This window comes from Streptomyces sp. NBC_00554, assembly GCF_041431135.1.
Lineage (GTDB): Bacteria > Actinomycetota > Actinomycetes > Streptomycetales > Streptomycetaceae > Streptomyces.
Window position 1 is genome coordinate 1689328 of the sequence record NZ_CP107799.1, and the last position, 25046, is coordinate 1714373.

The window sequence follows — 25046 nt, forward strand, 5'->3', positions numbered from 1 at the left end:
GCGACTGGTCAGTGACCGCAGAACGCCTCCTCGAGCCACCAGGCACCGCGGTCGCTGACCACCTTGGCGTCGATCAGCAACGGCGCCGACCGTGGCCCGACCACCCAGTCCTCTACGGCCTTCAGGTCGGCGGAGGTGCGCACGGTCACCGTCTCGAAGCCGTAGCCCCGGCCCACGGCCGCGATGTCCGTCGGCGGGAACTGGACCGTGTCGAGCGGGTGTCCGTCGGGCCCGAAGTGGTGGACCTCCGCTCCATAGGCGTCGTCGTTGTACACGACGACCACCATCGGCAGCCCGAGCCGCCGTACGGTGTCGAGTTCGACGGCGCTCATCAGCGCGCCGCCGTCACCGAGGGCGGCCACCGGCAGACGGTCCGGATGGGCGAGCGCCGCGCCGATCGCGGTCGAGAGCCCGAGGCCGATCGACTGGAACGCCTGGGTGAAGCAGAGGCCGTTGTGGTCGGGGACCGACAGATACATGCTCGGGTAGCCCATGAAGTTGCCGGAGTCCACGCCGATCACCCGCTCGGCGGGGAGGAGGTCGTCGAGGGCGATGCTCAGCGTCCGGGGGTCGATCCGCTCACGGGTACTGGTGTCCTCGTACGGCACGTCCCGCCAGCGCACTCGTGCGGCGATGGCCGCCGCGATGTCGGCCGTCCTGTACCCCTGCCGCTGCCCGCCCGCCGCGTCGAGCACGCGCCGCGCCGTGAGTTCCACGTCGCCGGTGACGCCGAGGCGCACCTCCCGGTGTGCCCCGAGCGCCGAGGTGTCGTCGTCGACCTGTACGACGGTGGTGTCCGGGCCGATCAGCCGACCGTGCCGCATGGTCCACATGTTGAGCGCGCAGCCCCAGCCGACGATCAGGTCGGCCTCCTGGATCAACTCGGCTGCCAGCGGCGACGAGAAGCCGCCGGACACGTCGAGGGACCACGGGTTGCCGTGGAAGAGCCCGCGGGCGACGGCCGAGGTCGCGAGCAACGCGCCGTAGCGCTCGGCGAGTTCGGCGAGGGCGTCCCGCCCGCCGGGCGTGCGCGCTCCCCGGCCGGCCACGAAGACCGGCCGTCGAGCCCGTTCCAGTAGCTCCGCCAGCGCCGCCGTGTCGGCGGCAGCCGGCTCGACCGCGGCCCGTGCGGGCGGCGGTGCGGCCAGGGCCGCCGCACCATCGGGGACATCCAGGGCCTGCACCTCCAGGGGGAGGTTGAGCAGCACGGTCCGCCGTTCGTGCAGCGCACGTCGTACGGCGGCGCACGCCTGCTCGACCGCGTGCTCCGCCGAGGTCACCCGTGCCGTGACCGCGCCCACCGCGTGGGCCAGTGCCTCCTGGTCGACGTAGAAATTGGATCGCGGCTCGGTCGCCTCGGCCGCCAACACCACAAGCGGCGTACGGCTCTTGGCGGCCTCGGTGATTCCGGTGAGGGCGTTGGTCAGGCCGGGGCCCTGATGCACGGTCAGCGCCGCCACCGTGCCGCTCATCCGCGCGTACGCATCGGCCATCGTCGCCGCGCCGCCCTCGTGGCGCGCGGCGACGAACCGCGAGCCCGCCGCGACCATGCCGTTGGTGAGATGGAAGTTGCCCGACCCGACGACACCGAAGACCCGGTCGACCCCTGCCGCTGCCAACGCCCGTCCGACGGCTTCCGCGACCTGCATCAGTGCTCCACCAGTGCGAGTACGCGTGCCGGAGCACCGGACCCGGAGACGATGGGCAGCGGTCCCGCGACGACGACGGCACCGGTCGGGGGCAGCGCCGCCAGGTTCCGCAGCTGTGTCAGGCCGTACTTGCCGCTGCCCATGAGGTACGAGTGACAGGGGAAGGCCGGGTCGAAGGAGTGCGCGGCTCCGGCGTCGGTGCCGACCGTCTCGACGCCGAGGCCGATGACCGGCGCCTCCTCCGCCACCCAGCGGGCGCATTCCGGGGACAGGCCCGGGGTGTGCGGGCCGTTCTCGTCGGCGTTGAGGAACGGCTCCTGTGCGTGCGACCGGGCGTCCCAGCCGGTGCGCAGCAGCAGCCAGCCGCCGTCGGGCAGCGGTCCATGCTCGGCCTCCCATGCCTTCACATGGTCCACCTCGACGAGGAAGTCGGGGTTCTGCGCGGCCTCGGCGGAGAAGTCGAGGACGGCGGCCGGTGCGATCAGCTTTCGCGCCGGGACCGACGCCACGTCGCCGAGGTCCTTCCCGGTGACCCAGTGGTTCGGTGCGTCGAAGTGGGTGCCGGTGTGCTCACCGCTGCGGAAGTTGTTCCAGTACCAGGCCGGACCCCGGTCGTCGTACCTGCTGATCTCCTCCAGTTCGAACACCGCGGTCTGGCCGAACTCCGGGGGCAGCTGGATCACCGGCGTGGACGCGGACAGCGGCGAGGTGAGGTCGACGACCTCGATCGACCCCTCCCGCAACGCGGCCACCAGGGCGGGGAGGACGGACGGCTGGGGCATGTGGACCTCCTGGGACGACGACGCGTCACACATTCGCCGGTTCACGCGACGGCGTCCAGCGCAGATGCACGTTCCGGTCGGACTCGTCGGCCCGCAGCAGCGAGAGCCGGGGCCGTACGGCGTCGGTGCGCGAGGTCGGCGGCTTGCGGCGACCGGCCGCGAACTGCACCGGCCACTCGGCGGCGTCACCCCGGTACTCCTGCTCGGCCGCCGCGTGCAGCGTCCAGTGCGGGTCGTAGAGGTGGGTGCGGCCCAGGGCGCACAGGTCGGCGCGCCCCGCAAGGAGGATCGAGTTCACGTCGTCGTACGAGGCGATGGCGCCGACCGCGATGACCGCCGTCCCGGTGGCGGCGGCGACCTCGTGCCGGATCCGGTCGGCGAACGGTGTCTGGTAGGAACGGCCGTACGCGGGCCGCTCGTCCGCGGTGACCTGGCCGGAGGAGACGTCGATCGCGTCCGCGCCGTGGGCGATGAACGCGCGGGCGATCTCGACGGCGTCGTGCTCGGTGTTGCCGTCGGGCATCCAGTCGGTCGCGGAGAGGCGCACGATCATCGGCCGCCCGGCCGGCCAGGCGGCGCGCACGGCGTCGAAGACCTCCAGCGGGAACCGGAGCCGGTTCTCGAGCGCGCCCCCGTACTCGTCAATGCGGTGGTTGGCGACCGGCGAGAGGAAGGAGGACAGCAAGTAGCCGTGCGCGCAGTGGAGTTCGAGCAGGTCGAAGCCCGCCTCGGCACCTCGCCGCGCGGCGCCGACGAAGTCCTGGACGATCCGGTCCATGTCGGCGCGGGTCACCTCACGCGGAACGGCCGATCCGGAGCCGTACGGCAGTGGCGAGGGGCCGACGGTCTCCCAATTGCCGTACGGCAGCGGGTCGTCCATGCCCTCCCACATGAGCCGGGTGGAACCCTTCCGGCCCGCGTGGCCGAGCTGGAGGCCGATGCGCGCGGTGCTCCGGTCGTGGACGAAGGACACGATCCTCGCCCAGGAGTCGCGCTGTTCGTCGGTCCACAGCCCCGCGCAGCCGGGGGTGATGCGGCCCTCGGGCGAAGTGCAGACCATCTCCGTCATCACCAGTCCGGCGCCGCCCATGGCCTTGGAGCCGAGGTGGACGAGATGGAAGTCGCCGGGCACGCCGTCGACCGCGGAGTACATGTCCATCGGAGAGACGATCACCCGGTTCTTCAGCTCCAACTCCCCCAGCCGGAAAGGCTGGAACATCGCCGGGGTACCGCCGTCGAGCGCCTGGTCCTGTCCCCGCCCCTGGGCGGCGGCGAAGGCGGTGTCCACGCGGCCGGCGAACTCCTCGTCGCGGGCGCGGAGGTTGTCGTACGTGATGCGGCGCGACCGGGTGAGCAGGTTGAAGCAGAACTGGGTCGGCTCCTGGTGGACGTACATGCCGATGTTCTCGAACCACTCCAGCGAGGCCTGCGCGGCCCGCTGGGTGGACTCGACCACAGGCCTCCGCTCGGTCTCGTAGGCCGTCAACGCGGCCTCCACGTCCGGGTGTTCGTGCAGGCAGGCGGCGAGGGCGAGCGAGTCCTCCATCGCCAGCTTGGTGCCGGAACCGATCGAGAAGTGCGCGGTGTGCGCGGCGTCGCCGACGAGGACGAGGTTGCCGTGGTGCCAGCGTTCGTTGCGTACGGTGGTGAAGTTGAGCCACTTCGAGTTGTTGGCGAAGACCTGGTGGCCCGCGAGTTCCCCGGCGAAGAGTCCGCGGATGCGCTCGACGGCCTGCTCGTCGGAGACGCCCGGCGCGAACTCGACGCCCTCGGTGGCGTCGAAGCCGGCGCGGCGCCAGACGTCCTCGTGCATCTCGACGATGAAGGTGGAGCCGCCGTCGGAGTAGGGGTAGCCGTGGACCTGCATGGTCCCCCACTCGGTCTGCTTGACGAAGAACTGGAAGGCCTCGAAGACCCGGTCGGTGCCGAGCCACATGTACTTGTTGTGGCGCCGGTCCAGGGTGGGGCGGAAGACCTCCGAATGGGCCTCCCGAATACGGGAGTTGGCGCCGTCTGCGGCGACCACCAGGTCGTACGAGACAGGCAGGCCGTCGGGGGCGGGCGTCCGGAAGCGCACGTCGACCCCGAGGGCGTGGCAGCGCTCCTGGAGCAGGCGGAGCAGTTCCTTACGGCTCATGGCGGCGAAGCCCTGGCCGCCGACGGTGTGGCTCTCGCCGCGGAAGTGGATGTCGATGTCGGTCCAGCGGGCGAACCGCCGTGCCATGGCCTCGGCGAACTCGGTGTCGGCGTTCTCGATGCCGCCGAGTGTCTCGTCGGAGAAGACCACGCCGAAGCCGAAGGTGTCGTCGGGGGCGTTGCGCTCCCAGACGGTGATGTCGTGGGCCGGGTCGAGCTGTTTCATGAGAGCAGCGAAGTAGAGGCCGCCGGGGCCACCGCCAACGATCGCGATCTTCAAGGGGGTTGTTCCTCTCACTGCTCGCCGTCGGGCACGGCAGGCGCGGCGGCCTGCTGGGCTTCCTGTGCCTGCTCGGCTTCTACGATCTTTCGGAGTGCGAAGCGCTGGAGCTTGCCGCTCGTGTTGCGCGGCAGGGAGTCGCGGAACCGCACGTCACGCGGGTATTTGTACGGAGCCAGGACCTGCTTGACGTGGTCCTGGATCTCCCTGGCCTTGGCGGCGTCGCCCGGCACACCCTCGCGGAGTACGACGAAGGCGCACACGACCGAGCCGCGCTCGGCGTCGGGACGGCCGACGACGGCGGACTCCAGCACATCGGGGTGGGTGTCGACGGCGGCCTCGACCTCGGGTCCGCCGATGTTGTAGCCCGAGGAGACGATCATGTTGTCGCTGCGGGCCCGGTAGAAGAAGTAGCCGTCCTCGTCCCGGTGGAAGACGTCACCGGTGACGTTCCAGCCGTTCACGACGTAGTCCTTCTGGCGTTCGTCGTCGAGGTAGCGGCAGCCGACCGGACCAATGACGCCCAGCAACCCCGGTTCTCCGGGGCCGAGTTCCGCGCCGTCCGGGCCGAGGACGGCCGCGCGGTACCCGGGTACCGGCTTCCCGGTGGCGCCGGGCCGGATGTCGTCACCGGCGGCCGAGATGAAGATGTGCAGCAGCTCGGTGGCGCCGATGCCGTCGATGACCCTCAGTCCGAGTGTGTCGCGCAGCCGCTCCCAGGTGTCCTGGGCGATGTGCTCGCCGGCCGACACCCCTGCGCGCAGTCCGGCGAGCCGCTGTTCCTGGCCCGCTCGCACGATCGACCGGTAGGCCGTGGGCGCCGTCGCGAGCACGGTGACGCCCTCCCGCTCGACGATCTCCGCGAGTTGCGGCGGGGTGGCGGCCTCGGTGAGCAGGGCGCAGGCGCCGGCCCGCAGCGGGAAGACGACGAGCATGCCGAGGCCGAAGGTGAAGGCGAAGGGGGCGGTACAGGCGACCAGATCATCCGGGACGAGGTTCAGCGTGTGGCGGCCGAAGGTGTTGTCGATGGAGAGGATGTCGCGGTGGAAGTGCATGGTGATCTTCGGGACACCGGTGCTGCCGGACGTCGGCCCGAGGAGCGCGACGTCGTCCGCCGCGGTCTCCACGTTGGTGAACTCGCCCGACTTGGCCGCGGCTCGGCCGACGAGATCCTCCGGCCCTGTGCCGCCGAACTCCACGACCGTGAGCGACGGCAGCGTGGTGTCGCGGACGGCGTGGGCGTCCTCGGCGAACCGGTGGTCCACCAGAGTTATGGAGGGCCGGGTCCGCTCGACGACCGGGGCGATCTCGCGGGCCCGCAGTGCGGCCATGGTGGTCACGACGACACCACCGGCCTTGAGCGCGCCGAGCCAACAGGCCACCGCCCAGGGGTTGTTGGGCGACCGCAGCATGACGCGCTGCCCGGGGACCAGCCCGAGGTCCTCGGTCAGCACCTGGGCAACTTGGTTGGCCCGCTTGAGGAGTTGGCCGTACGTCCAGGTCTCCCCGGCCGGCGTACGCAGCGCCGGGCGGTCCGCCCCGTACGTCGATACGGGGATGTCGATGAGCTCGGTGGCGGCGTTGAGCCGGTCCGGGTAGTGGAGTTCGGGCGTCGTGAACTCGATCGTCGGCCACAGGTGCGCGGGCGGCAGATGGTCGCGGGCGAAGGTGTCCAGGTGTGCCGAGGCCGAGAGGCTCGGATGGGATTCCGGATGGGGATTCGGGAGAGGTGACGGAGGGATCAACGGAGGAGTCCTTCCGGGCGCCCGCCGACGGGGGCGGCGGGTCAGGCGGTGCGGATCATGCCCTCCTGGACAACTGTGGCCAGGTGACGGTGGTCGCGCGTGAAGAAGCGGCCCGTGCCCAGTCCGCGGCCGGCGTCCGCGGCCACCGCTTCCTGGACGTAGAGGAGCCAGTCGTCCATCGGTCCGGGGCGGTGGAACCACATGGCGTGGTCGAGGCTGGCGGTGATGAGCCCGGGCTTGGCCCACGGCAGGTCGAGCACCCGCAGGACGGGTTCGAGGATCGTGTAGTCGCAGACGTACGCGAGCGCGGCCAGGTCCCGCTGGGCGTCGGTCAGTCCCTCGACGGAGCGCAGCGGGTCGAACGGCTTCAGCCACACCGCCTGGTGCGGCAGCTGCTTCCCCTCGACGGTGAGGTAGACCGGGCCGGGCACATGCCGCATGTCGAAGCTGCGGCCGCCGGACCAGTAGGCCTTCGACTCCTCGGTCATGGTGCCGCCGGAGCGCTCCGCGAGGTAGGCGGCCGAGTCGGGCAGCTCCTCGGGACCCGGTACGACCTCGGCGAGTTGCGTCCCGAAGGTCCCGCCGGGCTCCCCCGCCGCAAAGTTGGCCAGACAGACGTAGAGGGGCTTGCCGTTCTGGTAGCCGCGTACCTGGCGGGTGCTGTAACCCCGGCCGTCGCGCAGCACTTCCACCTCGTACCGCACGCTCGCCCCGATGTCGGCCGGGCGCAGGAAGTAACTGTGCATCGAGTGCAGCGTCTTGCCGTCGGTCACCGACCGCATCGCCGCGGCAGCGGCCTGCGCGACCAGGTCGCCGCCGTACGCCTTGGGCCAGGGGCACGGCTGGGTGACGGCGGTGAAGGCGAGGTCGAAGTGCTCGGGCTCGGCGGCCGTCAGCGCGATGGCCGTGGTGAACGTCTCCGAGGTGAAGTCGGCTGCGGTCATCGGTCGAGCCAGTCACGCAGGTCGGCGTCGGCGACGTCGGGGAGGTTCACGACGATGTTCTCCGGTGTCCGGGTGGTCATCCACGTCAGCGGTTTCGTGCGGGAGAGGTTGCACTCGACGTGCGGCATGAAGGGCGGCACGAAGACCCAGTCGCCCTCCTCCATGTCGACGTAGTCCTCGAACTTCTCGCCGAAGTAGATGCGCGCCCGGCCCGACAGGACGTAGCCGCCGGTCTCGGCCTCGCCGTGGTGGTGGGTGACCGAGCGGTAGCCGGGATCGTTGCTGACCTTGCCGAACCAGAGTCTGGTGGCCGGGGTGTGCTGAATGCTCACGCCCGAGATCCGGACGGCCCCGCCCGAGTCCGCGGTGCCCCCGTCCTCGGAGCCGCCGCGGGTCACGACGGGGGCGACAAGACCGCTGGGCAGTCGGTACATCGAGTTGTCGCCTTCGAGGCGGTACTTGCTGAGGTCGGGCTCCACGGGTCGGCTCCGTTTCGGTCGTGGTGGGACGGGCCGTTGAGGCGCCGGTTCCGGTGCTGCCGGGTGAGCGGGACCGAGCGCGTCATGTCTCGTATTTTTCACCGTCGTCATTTATTGTCAATACGCATCGCCGGACGGATCGGAACCCGGTCCGAACTCCCCTGGAGGCCCGCCGCATGACATCCCCCGTCGCCGTGAACCCGGACGCCCTTCCGACCCCGCGCGGCTACTCACACGGAACCCTCGCGGGAAACACGCTCCACCTGGGCGGACAGACCGCCCTCGACGCCGACATGAAGATCGTGCCGGGCGGCATCGTCGAGCAGTTCCGCCAGGCCTTCGGCAATCTGCTGACCACGCTGCGCGAGGTGGGGGGCGAGCCCGGGGACCTGGTCAGCGTGACCATCTACCTCACCGACATCCCCGACTACCAGGCCCACGGCAAGGAGATCGGCGAGGTCTGGCGCGAACTCGCCGGCCCCGTGTACCCGGCCATGGCCGGTATCGGCTGCACGGCCCTGTGGCAGCCCGAGGCGATGATCGAGATCCTCGGGGTGGCGGTGATCCCCGAGGACCGGCTCCGGGCGCCGCGCGGATAGGCGGTGCGCACCCGCGGTTCTTCAGGGACCCGCCGGTACGGCTATCCCGCCCCGTGGACGACCACCATCGCGTGCTCACGCGCCGGCCCGCCCAGCGCCTCGTTCAGCTCGTCGAACATCGCTCCCGCCGTCACCCCGTTCCACCCCGGGGGCAGCAGCGACAGCGGGAGTCCCGGATCGCGGTAGGGCAGCCGCCGCCACTGGGTGAGCATAGGGATGTACGTCCGGAACGCCTCCAGGGGCGTCGTCCCGTCCGCCGACGTCCGGTCGAGGACGGGGCGGTAGCGCCGCAGGAAGTCGGCGTACAGCGCGGTGAGTTCGTCCAGGTCCCACCACGTACGGACCTTCGACCGCAGGTCTCCGAAGGCGAAGTGGTCGCCGCTGAAGATGTCCACGTACGCGGACAGCCCGCGGCGCTCCAGGGTCCGCCGCGTCTCCCCCGCCAGGTTCCCCGGCGCCACCCACACCCCGGGGGCCGCGGTGCCGAAGCCCAGGCGGGTCAGGCTCGTGCGCAGCGCGTGCCGCTTCTCGCGCTCGGACTCGGGCACGGAGAACACGACCACGAGCCAGCCGTCGTCCGCGACGGCCCGGGCCCGCTCGAAGATCCGCACGTCGCCCTCGGCGAGCACCTCCAGGGTCGGGTCCGCGAGGGAGTAGCCCGCCGCGTTCTCGTGGCGTTCGCTACGGAGCACCCCGCGACGCTTCAGCCGGGAGATCGCGGACCGTACGGCCTGCCCCTCCACCCCGAGGTCCGCCATGAGCCGCACCACGGACGCGACCGAGAGCCAGTTGTGCTCACCTCGCGCATACAGGCCGAAGACCGTGATGATCAGCTGGCCGAGGCGGGTGTCGCCACCGCCGGCGGCGACCGTGACCGGCTGAAGATCCGCTGTCATGCCAGCACGATAGCCATCAGTCGCCGTCGACGAACACGTCGCGGGCGCCCGCGGTGTCTGTCAACGGTTCTCCTGGCCCTGTCACTGCCCAGCCGTAACGTGGCCGCGTGACCTCACACATACAGTCCTACGCCTACTTACACCCGTCGGCCGTGCACGAGTCCACGGCCGGGCGGCGCACCCTCGCGCTTGAGACCTCCGGTGGCGCCACACCGGCCGGCGAGGCGGCCAATCCGCAGCTGTTCAGCGGCTTCCTGACAGCGCCGGCCGCCGCGGCGGCGGCATTGCTCACCGTCGCCGACATCGCGGCCACCCGCTTCTACCAGCCGGCCGCGCCGGCCTCGCTGGACCCGGTGGTGACGGCCGACGGTGACCGGCTGCGGATGGAGTCCTTCTCCGGCTGCTGCGGCGCCTACGCCCGCCTCGACGTGCTCGCGCCGGGCCTCGACGGCGACGACGTCGGCCACGGCACGACCAACGTCGACATCAACTCCCCCCTCAGGCGGGCGCTCGCCAGGCTCGGCGGGCTTGATCCACTGCATCTGACGGTCGGACCCGACGAGTTGGCGGTCACCACCTTCGACGGCCGGTTCGTGGAGAAGCAGGTCCCGCTGCCGGAGCGCTGGTTACGCGGCTTCGCCGAGGCACAGGTGCTCGCGACGGGTTTCACCCTGCGCGCCGAGGTACCGGCCGCGGAGGCGGCCGCCTTCCTGCGGACCCTTCCACGGCCCACTCTCCGGTCCAGTGCCCGCACGACGCGCTGGGTGGTGCCCGTGGACGGCCGCACGCTGCGCCCCACGAGCAGGCCGGCGCCGGACGCCGTGTGCCTGCCGGGCCCCGAACGACTGCTGGCGCTCCAGCAGGTGCTGCGGCACGCGACGACCGTGCGGGTGTACGCCCCGGACCTCGCGGAGTCCGACGCGGCGGCCGTCGCCTGGGTGGTCCAACTACCCGGCATGCGGCTGACGTTGATGCTCTCCCAGAACGCCTCGCGGGGGTTCTCCGGCGAGGGCGGCGTACTCCACGACCTCGCCACCGGCACGGCGGCGGACGACGCGGACCTGGTCTCAACGCTGCTGGCCTGGGAGCCGAGGATCGACGTGGCCGAGCTGTCCGGGCAGGCCGGCCTGCCCGCCGACCGGGTGCGCGCCGCGCTGACGGTGCTCGGGGCGTCCGGCCAGGTCGGCTACGACCTCGCGGAGGAGGCGTACTTCCACCGGCACCTGCCGTACGCGGCGGGCGACGCTGAGGCGCGCAACCCCAGGCTGCGGCGTGCTCGGGCACTGGTCGCGGACGGGGCCGTACGGCTGGACGGCGCACTGGCGTCGGTCGGCAGGGGCGACCAGGGCCATCTCGTACGCGCCGACGACACGGGACGACTGAGCTGTACGTGTCTGTGGTGGGCGAAGTACCGGGGCGGACGCGGGCCGTGCACGCACGCGCTCGCCGTGCGCATGGTCCGGGACACGGCGACGGAGGCCGCACGATGAAGCTGATGGAACGTGTGACGGTCGGCGATGTCGCCGGAGTGGTCCGGGAACTGGGTGAGCTGACGCCGGATCAGCGAGGGGCGTGCGCCGCCGAGTTGACAGCCCTGTTCGAGGTCATCGTCCGGCGTGAGAACACGGAGGCGGAGAGGATCGCCCTGTTCGCCGCCCGGCTGGGGTGTCAGGTCACCCCCGAGGCCACGGCGGTCTGGATCCGGACGTACCCGTACTTCACGATGGACACCTGGACGGTGGACCTCTTGGACCTGTACCCCGTCGCATGGCGGACCGAGTTGGTCGCGCACCTCGGCGAACAGGCGACGACTGCCGGCGCGGTGTTCGCGGTCACCGAGCACCTCGTCCGCGACACCGGCTGTCCGCTGCCGGCCTCGCACGAGTTCGTCCTGACCTGGCTGTACGACCGCGCCGACGGCCGGGAGCGGCGCCCGCGGGTGCTGGGCGGAGCACCGGGTGCCGACTTCCTGGAGCGGCTGCGCGCGGACGACTTCACCCCGAAGCTCCTCCCACTGGCCGTGGCCCGACCGGGGCGCCTCCTCTTCGGCTGGCACACGTCTCAACGGCCGCTGGAAGCGCTCATCGGCCTCGCTGCCGAAGGCGTCGTGGACCGTGACGAGCTGATCCACAACCTCTTCGCGGACATGGTCGGCGATCCGCCGCACGGGACGCAGGCGGTGGTCACGCTGGAAGCACTCGCGCTCAGCCCTGCGGAACACGCCGGGGTGGCCCGCGAACGCGCCGCGCTGGTCGACCATCTTCTCGGGCGTCTCCTCGAAGACGGTACGCGCATGGAGATCGCGCCCTTCCTGGTGTTCCTGCGGGCCCTGGCCTCCACACCGGCCGAGAAGGCGCTCGTGGTGAGGGACTACCTGGCGCTGCTCGACCGGTCGTTGCCGGTGGCCACCTACGCCCAGGAGGTCCTGACCGGCCTTGACGAGGCCGGGCTGCTGGAGCCCGGGTTGTTCACCGAGACGTGCGAACGGGTCCTGCTCCGCCCGGAGAAGAAACTGGTGCGCGCACAGCTCGGCTGGCTCGGCCGGGTGGCGCGGCGGGATCCGGCGCGGGCGGGCCGGGTACTGGTCGACGCGGCGACGACGTTCGGCCACCGCGAGATGACACTGCAGGAGCAGGCGCTCAAGCTGGTCGCGAAACATCTCAAGGCCGCCGACGACTCGGTGCTGCCGGAGCTTCGGACGGCCGCCGAACAGCTCAGCCCGGGGCTGTCGGCGCGGGCCGCCGAACTGCTCGGCACGGCCCAGGGCACCGTCACCGAGCCGTACGCCGACGTACTGCCCTCCGTTCCCGAACCCCGCCCGGTGCCGGGTCCCATCTCGACGGCCGCCGAGGTCGCGCAGGAGCTCGCGGCGGTCGTCGCGAACGACAGGGACGTGGTGGCGTTCGAACGCGCCCTGGACGGACTGGTCCGGCACGCCCACCTCGACCGGACCGCACTGGCCCAGGCGCTGAAGCCGGTCATGCGCAGGGAACCGAAAAGCCATGTCGACTGGGTGCAGTCCGACCTCTACGACGTGGCGAGCGCGGTGCGGGGCGACGAGCCGAGGAGACGGGCCGTGATGATGCGGCGGGCCGTCCACGTCACGCAGACCGGCCCGAGCCCCACCTACTCCCTGGCGGGCTCGATGCTCGCGGCACGCCTGACCGAGGCGATGGACGTCATCGAGTCCGGTGCACAGCCGTTCCTCCTTGCCGTGCCGACCCTCGCCACCGGCGCGCTGGACGCCGCCGTACTGGTGGAGCGGATCTCGGCGCTCGACGAACTCGGTGTCACCCCCGCGCCGGTCGACCTGGCACAGGCTCTGTTGCGCGCCACCCCGACATCGGACGAGCAGGTGCTGAGTGCAGCCGAGGCTCTCGGTTCCGACGCCGGACAGCGGCTGGCACGCTGGCTGCGCGAGGGCGGCCCGGCGCACCAGGATTCGGAACCGAAGGGGTGGCCCCACTGCAAGCCGCCGAAGCCCGCGTCGCAGGGGTGGTGGACGCCCGTGCGGCCCGGAGTGGTCATCGATCCCCCGCTCCCGCCGGTCGCCGCGGCCCTGATCGGGCCGTACGTCGGCAACCGGGGGCTGGCCGACCCGATGGCACCCTTCTGGGTGGCGCAACTCCCGCACCACCGCGATGAGTTGATGGCCCGCGACTACTTCGAGCCGCGCGTGTCCCAGCGAGGGTGGCCCCGCAACCTGCCGTTCGTCGTGGAGTCCGGCGGCCCGGCGGGCTACTCGGTGCACCTCGCCCTGGCGTTCGGACTGCTCTGGGAACCGGAAAGCGACTCGGCGGTGGACGCCATGCTGGTACTCGCCGCACGGCGGCAGCTGGACGCAGGACTGCTCGGACGACAGCTCGAGGCGCTGCTGAACCACGGGTTGCCCCACGCGGACAAGGCAGGCGGCTCGCTGCGGGCCGCCGCCGAGACGGGCGCCTACGCCACCGTGTGGTCCGTACTCGAAGCCGCCCTGCCCGGCCTGCTGCGCGACACCCCGGTCCGGGGCACGGCGGCCCTGCTGGCACTCGCCGTCGAGTGCGCTTCGCGCTGCGCGGCCAAGGGAGAGATCGCCGAGGTCACGGCGGTGGCCGGGCGCAGCACGTCGAGCCAGACGGTGAAGAACGCCAGGTTGCTGCGTGACGCGTTGCGCTGAGGGGACGCGGGAACGGTCCCGCCCGATTTCGGGCGGGACCGTCGCCACGGCTACCGGGCGGCCGGTGCTCCGTCGGACGCCAGGCCCGATGCCGACGCCGGGGCGTAGCCGACGGGCCGGGTGGTGAACACTCCCCGGCCCTGCGTCCGGCTGCGCAGCCGGGTCGCGTAACCGAACAGCTCGGCCAGCGGCACGGTGGCGGTGATCACCACCGTGCCCGTGCCCGCCCCGCCTCGTGCCGTCGAGCCGGAGACCCGGCCGCGCCGGGCGGCCAGGTCGCCGAGCACCCCGCCGACGGCGTCGTCGGGCGCGGTGACCGTGACCTCGACCACCGGTTCCAGGAGGACCACCGCGCAGGCGCGCAGTGCCTCCCGGAGCGCGAGCCGCCCGGCCGTCCGGAACGCCATCTCCGAGGAGTCCTTCGGATGGGTCGCGCCGTCGGTCAGGACGACGCGCAGCCCCGTCACCGGATGACCGCCGAGCGGCCCTTCGCCCAGCGCGTCCCGGCAACCGGCCTCCACGGCCCGGACGTACTCCTGCGGTACGCGTCCACCGACGACGACCGACCGGAACTCGAAGCCCGTCGCACTGTCACCGGCCGTGCCCGAGGGGACCGGCAGCGGTTCCACGTCGAGGACGACATGCGCGAACTGCCCGGCGCCACCGTCCTGTTTGACGTGCCGGTGGACGTGTCCGGTGACCCCACGTGCGACCGTTTCCCGGTACGTCACCTTCGGCCTGCCGACCCGGACGTCCAGCCCGTGGGCGCGCCGGATCTTCTCCACCGCCACCTCCAGATGCAGTTCGCCCATGCCGGACAGCACGGTCTGACCGGTTTCGGGGTCGGTCCGTACGACCAGCGAGGGATCCTCCTCGACCAGCCGTGCCAGCGCCGACACCAGTCGGTCCGTATCGGTTCGGGCACCGGCCTCGACCGCGACGGAGACGACCGGTTCGGCCGTGCTCGGCGGTTCGAGGACCAGCGGAGCCCCGGGCGCGCACACGGTCGCACCGGCACGGACGGCCTTCAGCCCGACCACCGCGACGATGTCCCCGGCCACCGCCCGGTCCAACCGGTCGTGCCGGTCGGCCTGGACGCGCAGGATCCGCCCGATCCGCTCGGTGCGCAATGCGCCCGCGTCCCAGACAGCCACAGCCTCTCCCTTCCGAATCGTTCCCGAGTACACACGCAGGTAGGTCAGCCGCCCGGTGGCCGTGGCGTTCACCTTGAACGCCAGCGCCGCGAACGGCGCCGCCGGATCGGCGGCCCGCTCCTCCTCCCCGCCGTCCCGGCCCCGGACACCGCGCACGGCGGGCACGTCCAACGGCGAGGGCAGGTACGCCACCACGGCGTCCAGCAGCGGTTCGATCCCCCGGTTCCGGTAGGCCGAGCCGCACAGCACGACCACACCGTCACCGGTACGGGTCAGGTCGCGCAGTGCCCCTTCGAGGGTCCGCGCGGAGAGGCCGGACTCCGCGCAGAACTCCTCGAATGCGCCGGGATGGAGTTCGGCGACCGCTTCCTCCAGCACCCGGCGCCGCCGCCGGGCCTCTTCGAGCAGGCCATCGGGTACGGGCCCCTCCTCGACCGAGTCGCGGCCTTCGGCCCAGACCAACGCCCGCATACGCAGCAGATCGACGACCCCGCTGAACCCGTCCTCCGCGCCGATCGGCAACTGCACGACCAGCGGGGCCGGATGCAGCCGCTCCCTGATCGACTCGACCGCCGCGTCGAGGTCGGCGCCGGCACGGTCCAGCTTGTTGACGAACGCGATGCGGGGCACCCCGTAGCGGTCGGCCTGCCGCCACACCGACTCGCTCTGCGGCTCGACCCCCGCGACGGCGTCGAACACCGCGATCGCCCCGTCGAGCACCCGCAGCGACCGCGCGACCTCATCGGAGAAGTCGACGTGTCCCGGGGTGTCGATGAGATTGATCCGATGCCCGTCCCAGGCACAACTCACCGCCGCGGCGAAGATGGTGATGCCACGGTCACGCTCCTGGGAGTCGAAGTCGGTGACGGTCGTGCCGTCATGGACCTCACCCCTCTTGTGCGTGGTCCCGGTGACATACAGGATCCGCTCGGTGACGGTGGTCTTGCCGGCGTCGACGTGGGCGAGGATGCCCAGATTACGGACGGCGGTGAGCGGGTTGACGAGATCGCGGTGCAGTTCGGTACGCACGGCCCATGGCCTTTCAGGATGATCCAGAAGGGGTCGGCGCAATTCCCGGACGAACGGGCCATGACCTACGGGCACTCCGGCACGGGCGCAACCACAGAAGGACGCGCATGCGGGGCGTGCGGAGATCAGGCGTTCGTCAGGGCCATCCGGTCCCGGCCGCGCAGCCGGCACCGGACACCCGAAGACACGAGGATCACCTCGTACCGCGACGGGGGAACAACAACAGCGGTGCGGTAACGCATGGCCGGGCTCCCCTCATTCGTCACGGGGCGCGCCGCGGTGATGCGCGGCACGCGTTGTGGGGCGAGTGTAGGGAACCGGGCCGGGGGCAGGACACCGGATTTTTCCGCCTCTCGCCGTCACTCTCCCCCACGCCGCTGTTCCGGGCGGGCAGGCGCGATGATGGTGGCGGCGCGGCCGGGTGGTGCGGGGCTGTCCGCTCCGAGTACTTGGCAGCGCGCCGGACCGTGCCGGGACCACAGTGCGGCCGTCCACGCGCAGAGCAGTGCGTCGATGAGGTCCTCCCGGTGCTTGTAGTCGGCGGCCCGTTGGGGTGAGGGCTCGTCGAGCAGCCGGCGGGAGACCGGGTGGGAGGCGAGCAGCAGGGGCGGATCGGCGGTGGCGAGGCCCGCCATGCGCGCGATCAGCCTGTCGCACTCCGCTGCCCTCACCGCTCGCCATTGTGCCGTCGGCACGCGCGCCGGCCGGCGCTTGTAGGTGGGGCGTTCCTGGTCGTAGCCCAGCTCGTGGGCCCCGACCAGGGTCGTGTACGGATAGCACTCGGACATGACCGTCCCGCCCGTCGGCGGCCCGCCCCTGCCGTCGTCGTAGACCCAGCCGGACTCCTCCAGCCCCTCCCGCAGGAGAACACCGGCGAGGCGCGGAGAGCTCTGGTTGGTGCTGTTCGCGCTCACCTTCCAGCGTCCGTACCGCTGGCCGACCTCCCGCTCGCACGGCCGCTGCCCGGCCGGGTTGTCGACGATCAGCGGTGCGTCCACGAAAGCCAGGGTCGATCCGTCGGCGGCTGTCCTGGCGAGCCACGACATCGTCTCCTCGAGACCACGGGTCCAGCCGCACTCGAGCACCACGCCGCTACGGTCGACAGCAGCTACCCCGGTCTCGTTGGGCCTGGCGCGAGTTCCGCCGTGCGCCCAGGCGAGGTCAATGCCGATGAACCGCTCTGTCTCCATGCAGCGGTAGTACCAGATGACGACGGGCTCATTAAAGAAACGCTTGCGTTTCGCTCGCGGCCACCGTAGCTTATGTGTACGAAACCGTTTCGTATTGATGGGAGCCCGGGGCGTGCCCAGTCGCAGCAGTAGCAAGCCCGAGGTGCCGCGTGGGGCGGGGTCCGAGGGGCTGGTCCTGACCGTCGTAGCGCGGGCTTCGCGATGACGGCCTCTCCGGTGTTCCTGGCCGTCGCCCTCTCCCTGGTCTCCGCGGTCTGTTACGCCACAGCCGCTGTGGTCCAGGAACGGACAGCTGCCGGAACGCCGGACCTGCGGGACGCGCTCACCCGTGTCTCGTGGTGGTGGGCCGTCCTCCTCAACGCCACCGGTGCACTGCTGCACGTGGTCGCCCTGCGGTACGGGCCGCTGACCCTGGTGCAGCCGCTCGGCGCGCTGACCCTCGTGGTGGCGGTGCCCCTGGGTTCGCTGGCCGCCCGCCGCCGGACCTCGGGCACGCAGTGGCGCGGCATGGCCCTGACCCTCGTCGGGCTGACCGCGCTGCTGACCGCCACCGCCTCGGGCAACGCGCCGGACAGCACCCTGCGCACCACCGAGGTGCTGCTGATCGCACTCGCCGCCGCCACCGTCATCATGGCGCTCGTCCGCATCGCCCCGAGCGGCCTCGGCTTCGCGGCGGCCTCCGGCATCGCCTCCGGAGTCGGCTCCACGCTGGCCCAGAAGCTCGCCGTCGGGCCGACGGTGTCCTGGAGCGCGGCGGTGGTGGCGGTCCTCACCGTCTCGTTCGCCGCGGCGGGGCTGGTGCTCTCGCAGAAGGCGTACCGCAGCGGCCTCGGTGGCCCGCTCGCCCTGCTCACCCTCGTCAACCCGGTCACCGCGTCCGTCATCGGCATCACCCTGCTCGGCGAAGGCTTCCAGTACGGCGCGACCGGCACCCTGCTCGCCCTCGCCGGCGCCGCGGCGGCCGCCCGCGGTGTGGTCCTGCTCAGCCGGTCCCAGTCCCACCACGACCATCCCGACGGCGGCTACGGCCGGCCGCGCGTACCACGCCCGACAAAGGCGGAAACCGTGCCAGGGCTGCGGCCCACACGGCTTTTCACCGGCACGAGCCGGGCCACCTGAAATGGAGAACACGAACATGACGACTCTTCAACTGCGTCCTCTGACGACCGTGCGTGCGGCGGGGCTGGTGGACGTACCCGCCGTGGTGCGCCTGATCGCCCCGTCGCCCCCTGCCTCGCTTCCGGCCCCTGACCCGGTTCTGGAGGACTGCGCGCTGGACTGGGAGCAGACACAGAGCGCCATGCGGCTGGTACTGGCCCACCATGCCCTCGAAGAGGGCCAGGTATGGGTGGCCGAGCGTGAGGACGGCACACTTCTCGCGGCCGCCGTCTGGCTGCCGCCGGGCGCCGGGTCCGAGCCCCCCGACACCCGCTTCAGCAGCCTTTTCTCCCGGGAGCTCGCCACCCGCCCGCAGGAACGCCCGGTCCTGGCGACGGGGCTGAAGGAGGCGTGGCCCGACGGGCCGCACTGGAAGGTGGTCGTCGTCGGCGCGCTGGACGACACGAGCGCCTGGGACCACACCGTCGCCGCCGAACTGCTGGCCCCGGGGCTGCGTGCCGTCGACAGCCAGGCCGCCACCGCCGTCGCGGTCACAACCTCCGCCCGCCACGGTGACCAGCTGCGGCCTCTCGGGTTCCGCCGGCCGCGTGAGGTCCGCTCGCTGCCGGGCGCGAGCGCGTGGCTGACGACTCGTCAACCGCAGGGACGGGCGGGCCGCTGACGGGGCGCTCACACGCACTGGCGGAACGGGGCAGGGCCCCTTCGTGGAACTCTCCAGCCAGTACGTCCGAGCAGACCGGTCAGGATTCGAGAAGCGCCGACCTTCGAACCGCGCCTAGCGTGAGTGCCATGGACATCTCCCCGCGCGCGAGCTTCCTCCCTCGTGACGATCCTCGACGGAGCGTGCGCCGGTCACCCCGCAAAGCTGGTTGCGCACATCCCCACGCCGCATCCAGGCTTGGCGCCAGGTGAACGAGCCGCCCGACAGATGGAGACACGATGAGCACGGCCAAGAGGACGGGCACCCCCTCGCCTGAGCTGCACGCCGCCGACAGTCACGATCTGATCCGCGTGCACGGCGCGCGCGTGAACAACCTCAAGGACATCAGCATCGAGATCCCGAAGCGCCGCCTGACGGTGTTCACCGGCGTCTCCGGCTCGGGCAAGAGCTCACTGGTGTTCGACACGATCGCCGCGGAGTCGCAGCGGCTGATCAACGAGACCTACAGCGCCTTCGTGCAGGGGTTCATGCCGACGCTGGCGCGCCCCGAGGTCGACGTCCTCGACGGCCTCACCACCGCGATCAGCGTCGACCAGCGGCGGATGGGCGGCGACCCCCGCTCCACGGTCGGCACCGCCACCGACGCCAACGCGATGCTGCGCATCCTCTTCAGCCGGCTCGGCAAGCCGCACATCGGCCCGCCCAGCGCGTACTCCTTCAACACCGCCTCGGTCCACGCCAGCGGTGGGATCACGGTCGAACGCGGTGCCGCGAAGACCAAGACCGTGAAGGCGACCTTCAACCGCACCGGCGGCATGTGTACGCGCTGCGAGGGCCGGGGCTCGGTCTCCGACATCGACCTCACCCAGCTCTACGACGACTCCAAGTCGCTCGCCGAGGGCGCGTTCACCATCCCCGGCTGGAAGTCGGACAGCCAGTGGACCGTGCAGGTCTACGCCCAGTCCGGCTTCGTCGACCCGGACAAGCCGATCCGCCAGTACACCAAGAAGGAGCTTCAGGCCTTCCTCTACGGGGAGCCGGTCAAGGTCAAGGTCAACGGCGTCAACCTCACCTACGAGGGGCTGATCCCCAAGATCCAGAAGTCGTTCCTGTCCAAGGACAAGGAGTCACTGCAGCCGCACATCCGGGCGTTCGTGGAGCGGGCGGTCACCTTCACCGTCTGCCCCGAGTGCGAGGGCACCCGGCTGACCGAAGGGGCCCGCTCGTCGAAGATCAACCGGAAGAGCATCGCCGACGCCTGCGCGATGGAGATCAGAGACCTGGCCGAGTGGGTCCGCGGCGTCAAGGAACCGTCGGTGGCGCCGCTGCTCACCGCGCTCCAGCAGACCCTCGACTCCTTCGTGCAGATCGGTCTCGGCTACCTCTCGCTCGACCGGGCGTCGGGCACGCTGTCCGGCGGCGAGGCGCAGCGCGTCAAGATGATCCGCCACCTCGGCTCCTCGCTCACCGACGTCACCTACGTCTTCGACGAGCCCACCGCGGGCCTGCACCCGCATGACATCCAGCGGATGAACAACCTGCTGCTTCAGCTGCGGGACAAGGGCAACACCGTGCTCGTCGTGGAGCACAAGCCGGAGGTGATCGCGATCGCCGACCACGTCGTCGACCTCGGCCCCGGCGCCGGTACGGCGGGCGGCACCGTCTGCTTCGAGGGCACCGTCGAAGGGCTGCAGGCCAGCGACACCATCACCGGCCGCCACCTCGACGACCGGGCCTCCCTCAAGGAGGAGGTGCGCAAGTCCACCCGCGCGCTGGAGATCCGCGGCGCGACGGCGAACAACCTGCAGGGCGTCGACGTCGACATCCCGCTCGGGGTGCTCAGCGTCATCACGGGCGTCGCCGGCTCCGGCAAGAGCTCGCTCGTACACGGGTCGATCCCCACCGACGAGGGTGTGGTGTCGATCGACCAGAGCCCGATCCGCGGCTCGCGACGCAGCAACCCGGCGACGTACACCGGCCTGCTCGACCCGATCCGCAAGGCGTTCGCGAAGGCCAACGACGTGAAGCCCGCGCTGTTCAGCGCCAACTCCGAGGGCGCCTGCCCCACCTGCAACGGCGCCGGCGTCATCTACAGCGACCTGGGAATGATGGCCGGCACCGCCACCACCTGCGAGGACTGCGGCGGTAAGCGTTTCGACGCCTCGGTGCTCGAGTACCGCCTCGGCGGGCGCGACATCAGCGAGGTGCTCGCGATGCCGGTGACCGAGGCCGAGGAGTTCTTCGGCGCCGGCGAGGCGCACACACCGGCCGCGCACAAGATCCTCGAGCGGCTCGCCGATGTCGGGCTCGGCTATCTCACCATCGGCCAGCCGCTCACCACCCTGTCCGGCGGCGAGCGTCAGCGGCTCAAGCTGGCCACCCACATGGGAGACAAGGGCGGCGTCTACGTCCTGGACGAGCCGACGACAGGCCTCCACCTCGCCGACGTCGAGCAGCTGCTCGGCCTGCTCGACCGGCTCGTCGACTCCGGCAAGTCGGTCATCGTCATCGAGCACCACCAGGCGGTCATGGCACACGCCGACTGGATCATCGACCTCGGCCCCGGCGCCGGCCACGACGGCGGCCGCCTCGTCTTCGAGGGCACCCCCGCCGACCTGGTCGCCGCCCGCTCCACCCTGACCGGCGAGCACCTCGCGGCCTACGTCGGCGGCTGACCGAGGCCCCTGCGGACACCGTGGACGGGTTCGAGGCGCGGAGCAGCGCCTCGAACCCGTCCGCGGCGTATGGCGGCGCCTACCGGACGAGTTCCCACGCGCTGTCGCGTCCGCCGAGGCGGTCGGTGAGCTCGTCGTCCTCAACGGCGGGGCGGGTGTACCGCGTTGCCGGCATCGACTCGCCGCACAAGTACCTGAGCGATCAGCCTCCGACGGCGGCCGTGGTCCCCCGGATCTCCACTGCGGGCGGGGCGAGGTGGACGCGGCCAGGAGTGCCGGGTGTGTCGAAGCGGTCGAGGAGACAGCGGGCCGCGCGGCGGCCGACCTCGTGGCCCGCGTTGTCGACGGTGGTGAGCCAGACGTGGCGCAGCCGGGAGATGCTCGTGTTGTCGTAGCCGGTGACGGAGAGGTCGCGGGGGACGCTCAGGCCGAGTTCCTCGGCGGCCGACAGCGCGCCGACCGAGGCGATGTCGTTGACGGCGAGGATGGCGGTGGGCCGCCGCGGGCCGCTGAGCAGCCGCACCGTGCTGCGGTAGCCGCCCTCCTCGGTCATGTCGCTGGGCTCGACGATCGCACCGTCCGCGAGCCCGTGCGCCCGCATCGTCGCCTCGAAGCTGGCCCGGCGCAGTTCGCCGACGGCGCCGTAGCCCGCGATGTGCGCGATCCGGCGGTGGCCGAGGCCGATGAGGTGCTCGGTGATCAGCCGCGCGCCCCGCTCGTCGTCACCCGCCACGACGTCGACGCCGGGCGGTACCGGCTCGCGGGCGCCCGCGACGACGACCGGGATGCGCTCGGCGACCGTGCCGAGCGCGGCCGGGTCGGGCAGGGTGCCGACCACGACCAGGCCGTCCACCCGGAGGTCGAGCAGGGGTCCGGCCGGGTCCTGGCCGGTGCGGCGGTTGAGGCGGGCGTCGGCCAGGAGCATGTGCAGGCCGTTGTCGTGCAGCAGCGGGTTCAGGCCGTCCAGGAGGTCCACGAACCACGGGTTGCGCAGGTCGTTCAGGAGGACGCCGACCGTGCGGGTGCGCTGTTCGCTGAGGCTGCGCGCGGCGGCGTTCGGCCGGTAGCCGAGTTCCCGTACGGCCCGCAGCACGGCCTCGCGCTTCTCGGGGCGCACCTGGTCGGAGCCGCGCAGCACCAGGGAGACCAGCGACTTGGAGACACCGGCCTGGTCGGCCACGTCGCGGATCGTCGGCGGTCTGGTGTCCGGACTCGTCGGCGGTCGCATCTCTGGACCGTTCCATGCGTCACTCGCGCTTGTCAAAGGGTTGACACCAGGTAGAACCCCGCTCAGGGTGGCCTGGACAGATTATGGACCGGTCCAAAGAAGGGCTGTCATGGTGGATGCGCTCGGTGTCGCCGTCGTCGGATTCGGCTGGATGGGCCGGGTGCACACCCAGGCCTACTCCCGTGTCCGGCACCACTATCCGCAGTTGGCCCTGCGCCCGGAGCTGGTGACGGTCGCCGAGGAGGTCCCGGGCAGGGCCGAGGAGGCCGCCGCGCAGTTCGGGTTCGCCACCGCGGTCCGCGACTGGCGCGAGGTGGCCGCCGACCCGCGCATCGGGGCGGTGAGCATCACCGCCCCGAACTTCCTGCACCGCGAGATCGGCGTCGCGATGGCCGAGGCCGGCAAGCACATCTGGATCGAGAAGCCGGTGGGCCTGACCGCGGCGGACGCGGGCGCGGTGGCCGACGCGGTCGCCAAGGCCGGCGTCCAGGGGACGGTCGGTTTCAACTACCGCAACGCACCCGCCGTGGAGGCGGCCCGCGAGCTGATCGCCTCCGGTGAACTGGGCACGGTCACGCATGTCCGCGTCCGCCTGTTCAGCGACTACGCGGCGCATCCCGAGGGCGCGCTGACCTGGCGGTACGAGCGGGAGCGCGGCGGCAGCGGAGTGCTGGGCGACCTGGCCTCGCACGGCGCGGACCTGGCCCGCTATCTGCTCGGCGACATCGAGTCGCTCACCGCCGACACCGCGATCTTCGTACCCGAGCGGGCCCGCCCGACCGGCGCGACCGCCGGCCACACCCGGGCCTCCGGCGGCGAACTGGGCCCGGTCGAGAACGAGGACTACGTCAACTGCCTGCTGCGCTTCGCCTCCGGCGCCCGCGGTGTCCTGGAGGCCTGCCGGGTCTCGGTCGGCGAGCAGAACAACTACGGCTTCGAGGTGCACGGCACCAAGGGCGCGGTGTTCTGGGACTTCCGCCGGATGAACGAGCTGGGCGTCAGCCGCGGCACCGCGTACCAGGACCAGCCCGTCAGCACGGTGTATGTCGGCCCGGGCGACGGGGAGTTCGGCGCCTTCCAGCCGGGCGCCGCCAACGCCATGGGCTACGACGATCTGAAGGTGATCGAGGCGTACCGCTTCCTGCGTTCCGTCGCCGAGGGGAAACCGCACGGGGCCACCCTCCAGGACGCCGTGCACAGTGCGGCCGTACTCGATGCCATGGCGCGGTCGGCGGAGAGCGGCACGTGGGTCAACTTGGCGGTGTCGTAGGCGTGTTGTTCAACGCGGCGGTGTCGTAGGCATGTTGTAGGGCGTGACGATCTGGATCGCGGACGGCAGTGCAGGACCGGCGGGCGGCAGGGCGTCGTGGGCCCGCATGACAAGGCGGCAGGCCTCACGCATGTCCTGTCGCAGGTCGTGGTGGAGCACGGCCGACAGGCGCTGTTCGCGCAGCAGCCGGGTGTTGTCGTGATCGAGGTCGTGGGCGATGAACACGGCGCACTCGCGGCCCAGGTCCGCGAAGGCGCGCAGGGTCGCGATGTTGCCGCCGCCGATCGAGTAGACCGCCCTGATGTCCGGGTCGCGCTTGAGAGCGGCCCGGACGAGGTCGTACTCGGTGGCGTCCAGGCCCTGTCCCTCGGCGATCTCGACGAGGGTCCGTTCCGGGTGCCGGGCGCGCATCGCACCCCGGAAGCCCATCTCGCGCTCCTCCTCGTTGCGGAAGAAGCCGCTGCTGAGGCTGGTCAGCACATTGCCGGGCCGGTCGCCGAGCCACTGGCCCATGAGGTAGGCGGCCGTCGCGCCCGCCGCCCGGTTGTCTATGCCGACGTAGGCGAGCCGGGCGCTGGCGGGCAGGTCGGTCACCAGGGTGACGACGGGTATGCCGGCGGCGACGAGCCTGCCGACGGCGGCGGTCACCTCTGGCACGTCCGGGGCCTTGAGGATCACGCCCTGCGAGCCGCGCCGGGCTATCCGGTCCAGTATCCCGACCAGCTCCTCCCCCTGCCCGGTCTCACGGAAGTGGAAGCGTGAGCGCACGACGGCCGGGTGCAGGTCGGGCAGCTCGGCCTCCAGCGCGGCCCGCACGGCGGTGGTGAACCTCTCCGGTGCCTGCATCACGATGTCGATCATGAACGTACGGCCGACCAGCCGGACCTGGGTGCGCTGCCGGTCCAGATCGGCGATGGCCAGGCGGACCTCACGCACGGTGCTGTCACGCACCCCGCCCCGGCCGTTCAGGACCCGGTCCACGGTGGCCTCGCTGAGACCCGCCTGACGTGCTATTTCCCGGATCGGGAAAGGGTGACCCATGCGGCGGCTC

At 71.5% G+C, this 25046-nt stretch carries 18 protein-coding genes; 7 read left to right on the forward strand and 11 right to left on the reverse strand.

Features of this window, described 5'->3' with window-relative positions:
* Nucleotides 1-8 precede the first annotated feature (8 nt).
* From OG266_RS07575 to OG266_RS07600, 6 genes are read right to left on the reverse strand one after another with little or no spacing between them, the layout of a single operon-like run.
* Complete coding sequence (locus OG266_RS07575) at nucleotides 9-1649, reverse strand: thiamine pyrophosphate-binding protein (RefSeq protein WP_371543954.1); 1641 nt, start codon at nucleotides 1647-1649, stop codon at nucleotides 9-11.
* A complete protein-coding gene (locus tag OG266_RS07580) occupies nucleotides 1649-2431 on the reverse strand; it encodes a cyclase family protein (RefSeq protein WP_371543956.1) in 783 nt (260 codons plus the stop codon). The genes OG266_RS07575 and OG266_RS07580 overlap by 1 nt, the downstream gene beginning before the upstream one ends.
* Nucleotides 2432-2456: 25 nt before the next feature.
* Entirely contained in the window at nucleotides 2457-4847 is a 2391-nt protein-coding gene (locus OG266_RS07585; protein ID WP_371543958.1) for a bifunctional salicylyl-CoA 5-hydroxylase/oxidoreductase, read from the reverse strand.
* A gap of 14 nt (nucleotides 4848-4861) precedes the next feature.
* On the reverse strand, nucleotides 4862-6592 hold the full coding sequence (locus OG266_RS07590; protein ID WP_371543960.1) for an AMP-binding protein: 1731 nt from the start codon (nucleotides 6590-6592) through the stop codon (nucleotides 4862-4864).
* Nucleotides 6593-6633: 41 nt separating this feature from the next.
* A complete protein-coding gene (locus OG266_RS07595; protein WP_371543962.1) occupies nucleotides 6634-7536 on the reverse strand; it encodes an acyl-CoA thioesterase in 903 nt (300 codons plus the stop codon).
* On the reverse strand, nucleotides 7533-8015 hold the full coding sequence (locus OG266_RS07600) for a cupin domain-containing protein (protein ID WP_266473210.1): 483 nt from the start codon (nucleotides 8013-8015) through the stop codon (nucleotides 7533-7535). Before OG266_RS07600 ends, OG266_RS07595 begins: the two co-directional genes overlap by 4 nt.
* Nucleotides 8016-8191: 176 nt before the next feature.
* Here OG266_RS07600 and OG266_RS07605 point away from each other — a divergent pair, with 176 nt between their 5' ends.
* A complete protein-coding gene (locus OG266_RS07605; protein ID WP_266473212.1) occupies nucleotides 8192-8614 on the forward strand; it encodes a RidA family protein in 423 nt (140 codons plus the stop codon).
* A 41-nt stretch (nucleotides 8615-8655) separates the two neighbouring features.
* Here the strand turns inward: OG266_RS07605 and OG266_RS07610 are convergent, their stop codons facing one another.
* Entirely contained in the window at nucleotides 8656-9510 is an 855-nt protein-coding gene (locus OG266_RS07610) for a PaaX family transcriptional regulator C-terminal domain-containing protein (RefSeq protein ID WP_371543964.1), read from the reverse strand.
* Nucleotides 9511-9617: 107 nt separating this feature from the next.
* Between OG266_RS07610 and OG266_RS07615 the strand changes: the two genes are divergently transcribed.
* Entirely contained in the window at nucleotides 9618-11000 is a 1383-nt protein-coding gene (locus tag OG266_RS07615; RefSeq protein ID WP_371543966.1) for an SWIM zinc finger family protein, read from the forward strand.
* A gap of 5 nt (nucleotides 11001-11005) precedes the next feature.
* Nucleotides 11006-13669 (forward strand): DUF6493 family protein, encoded by a 2664-nt coding sequence (locus OG266_RS07620; RefSeq protein ID WP_371543968.1) that lies wholly within the window; start codon nucleotides 11006-11008, stop codon nucleotides 13667-13669.
* Nucleotides 13670-13719: 50 nt separating this feature from the next.
* On the opposite strand, the gene fusA is transcribed toward OG266_RS07620, so the two are convergent.
* Nucleotides 13720-15852 carry an elongation factor G gene (gene fusA, locus OG266_RS07625; RefSeq protein ID WP_371543969.1) on the reverse strand — a complete coding sequence of 711 codons (2133 nt, stop codon included), beginning with the start codon at nucleotides 15850-15852 and terminating at the stop codon, nucleotides 13720-13722.
* Between the two features lie 359 nt (nucleotides 15853-16211).
* Entirely contained in the window at nucleotides 16212-17042 is an 831-nt protein-coding gene (locus OG266_RS07630) for a DUF429 domain-containing protein (RefSeq protein WP_371543971.1), read from the reverse strand.
* Between the two features lie 201 nt (nucleotides 17043-17243).
* Between OG266_RS07630 and OG266_RS07635 the strand changes: the two genes are divergently transcribed.
* The 3 genes from OG266_RS07635 (at nucleotide 17244) to OG266_RS07645 (ending at nucleotide 21497) form a co-directional block, all read left to right on the forward strand.
* Nucleotides 17244-18161 (forward strand): DMT family transporter, encoded by a 918-nt coding sequence (locus tag OG266_RS07635; protein ID WP_371543973.1) that lies wholly within the window; start codon nucleotides 17244-17246, stop codon nucleotides 18159-18161.
* Nucleotides 18162-18177: 16 nt separating this feature from the next.
* Nucleotides 18178-18822, forward strand: coding sequence for a hypothetical protein (locus OG266_RS07640; RefSeq protein ID WP_371543974.1), 645 nt, complete (start codon nucleotides 18178-18180; stop codon nucleotides 18820-18822).
* Nucleotides 18823-19100: 278 nt separating this feature from the next.
* Nucleotides 19101-21497 (forward strand): ATP-binding cassette domain-containing protein, encoded by a 2397-nt coding sequence (locus OG266_RS07645; protein ID WP_371543976.1) that lies wholly within the window; start codon nucleotides 19101-19103, stop codon nucleotides 21495-21497.
* A 202-nt stretch (nucleotides 21498-21699) separates the two neighbouring features.
* Here the strand turns inward: OG266_RS07645 and OG266_RS07650 are convergent, their stop codons facing one another.
* Nucleotides 21700-22725 (reverse strand): LacI family DNA-binding transcriptional regulator, encoded by a 1026-nt coding sequence (locus OG266_RS07650; RefSeq protein ID WP_371543978.1) that lies wholly within the window; start codon nucleotides 22723-22725, stop codon nucleotides 21700-21702.
* A gap of 109 nt (nucleotides 22726-22834) precedes the next feature.
* Here OG266_RS07650 and OG266_RS07655 point away from each other — a divergent pair, with 109 nt between their 5' ends.
* A complete protein-coding gene (locus OG266_RS07655) occupies nucleotides 22835-23995 on the forward strand; it encodes a Gfo/Idh/MocA family protein (protein ID WP_371543980.1) in 1161 nt (386 codons plus the stop codon).
* 9 nt (nucleotides 23996-24004) lie between these two features.
* Here the strand turns inward: OG266_RS07655 and OG266_RS07660 are convergent, their stop codons facing one another.
* Nucleotides 24005-25036: a LacI family DNA-binding transcriptional regulator gene (locus OG266_RS07660; protein ID WP_371543982.1), complete on the reverse strand. Its 1032-nt coding sequence runs from the start codon at nucleotides 25034-25036 to the stop codon at nucleotides 24005-24007.
* Nucleotides 25037-25046: the final 10 nt, after the last annotated feature.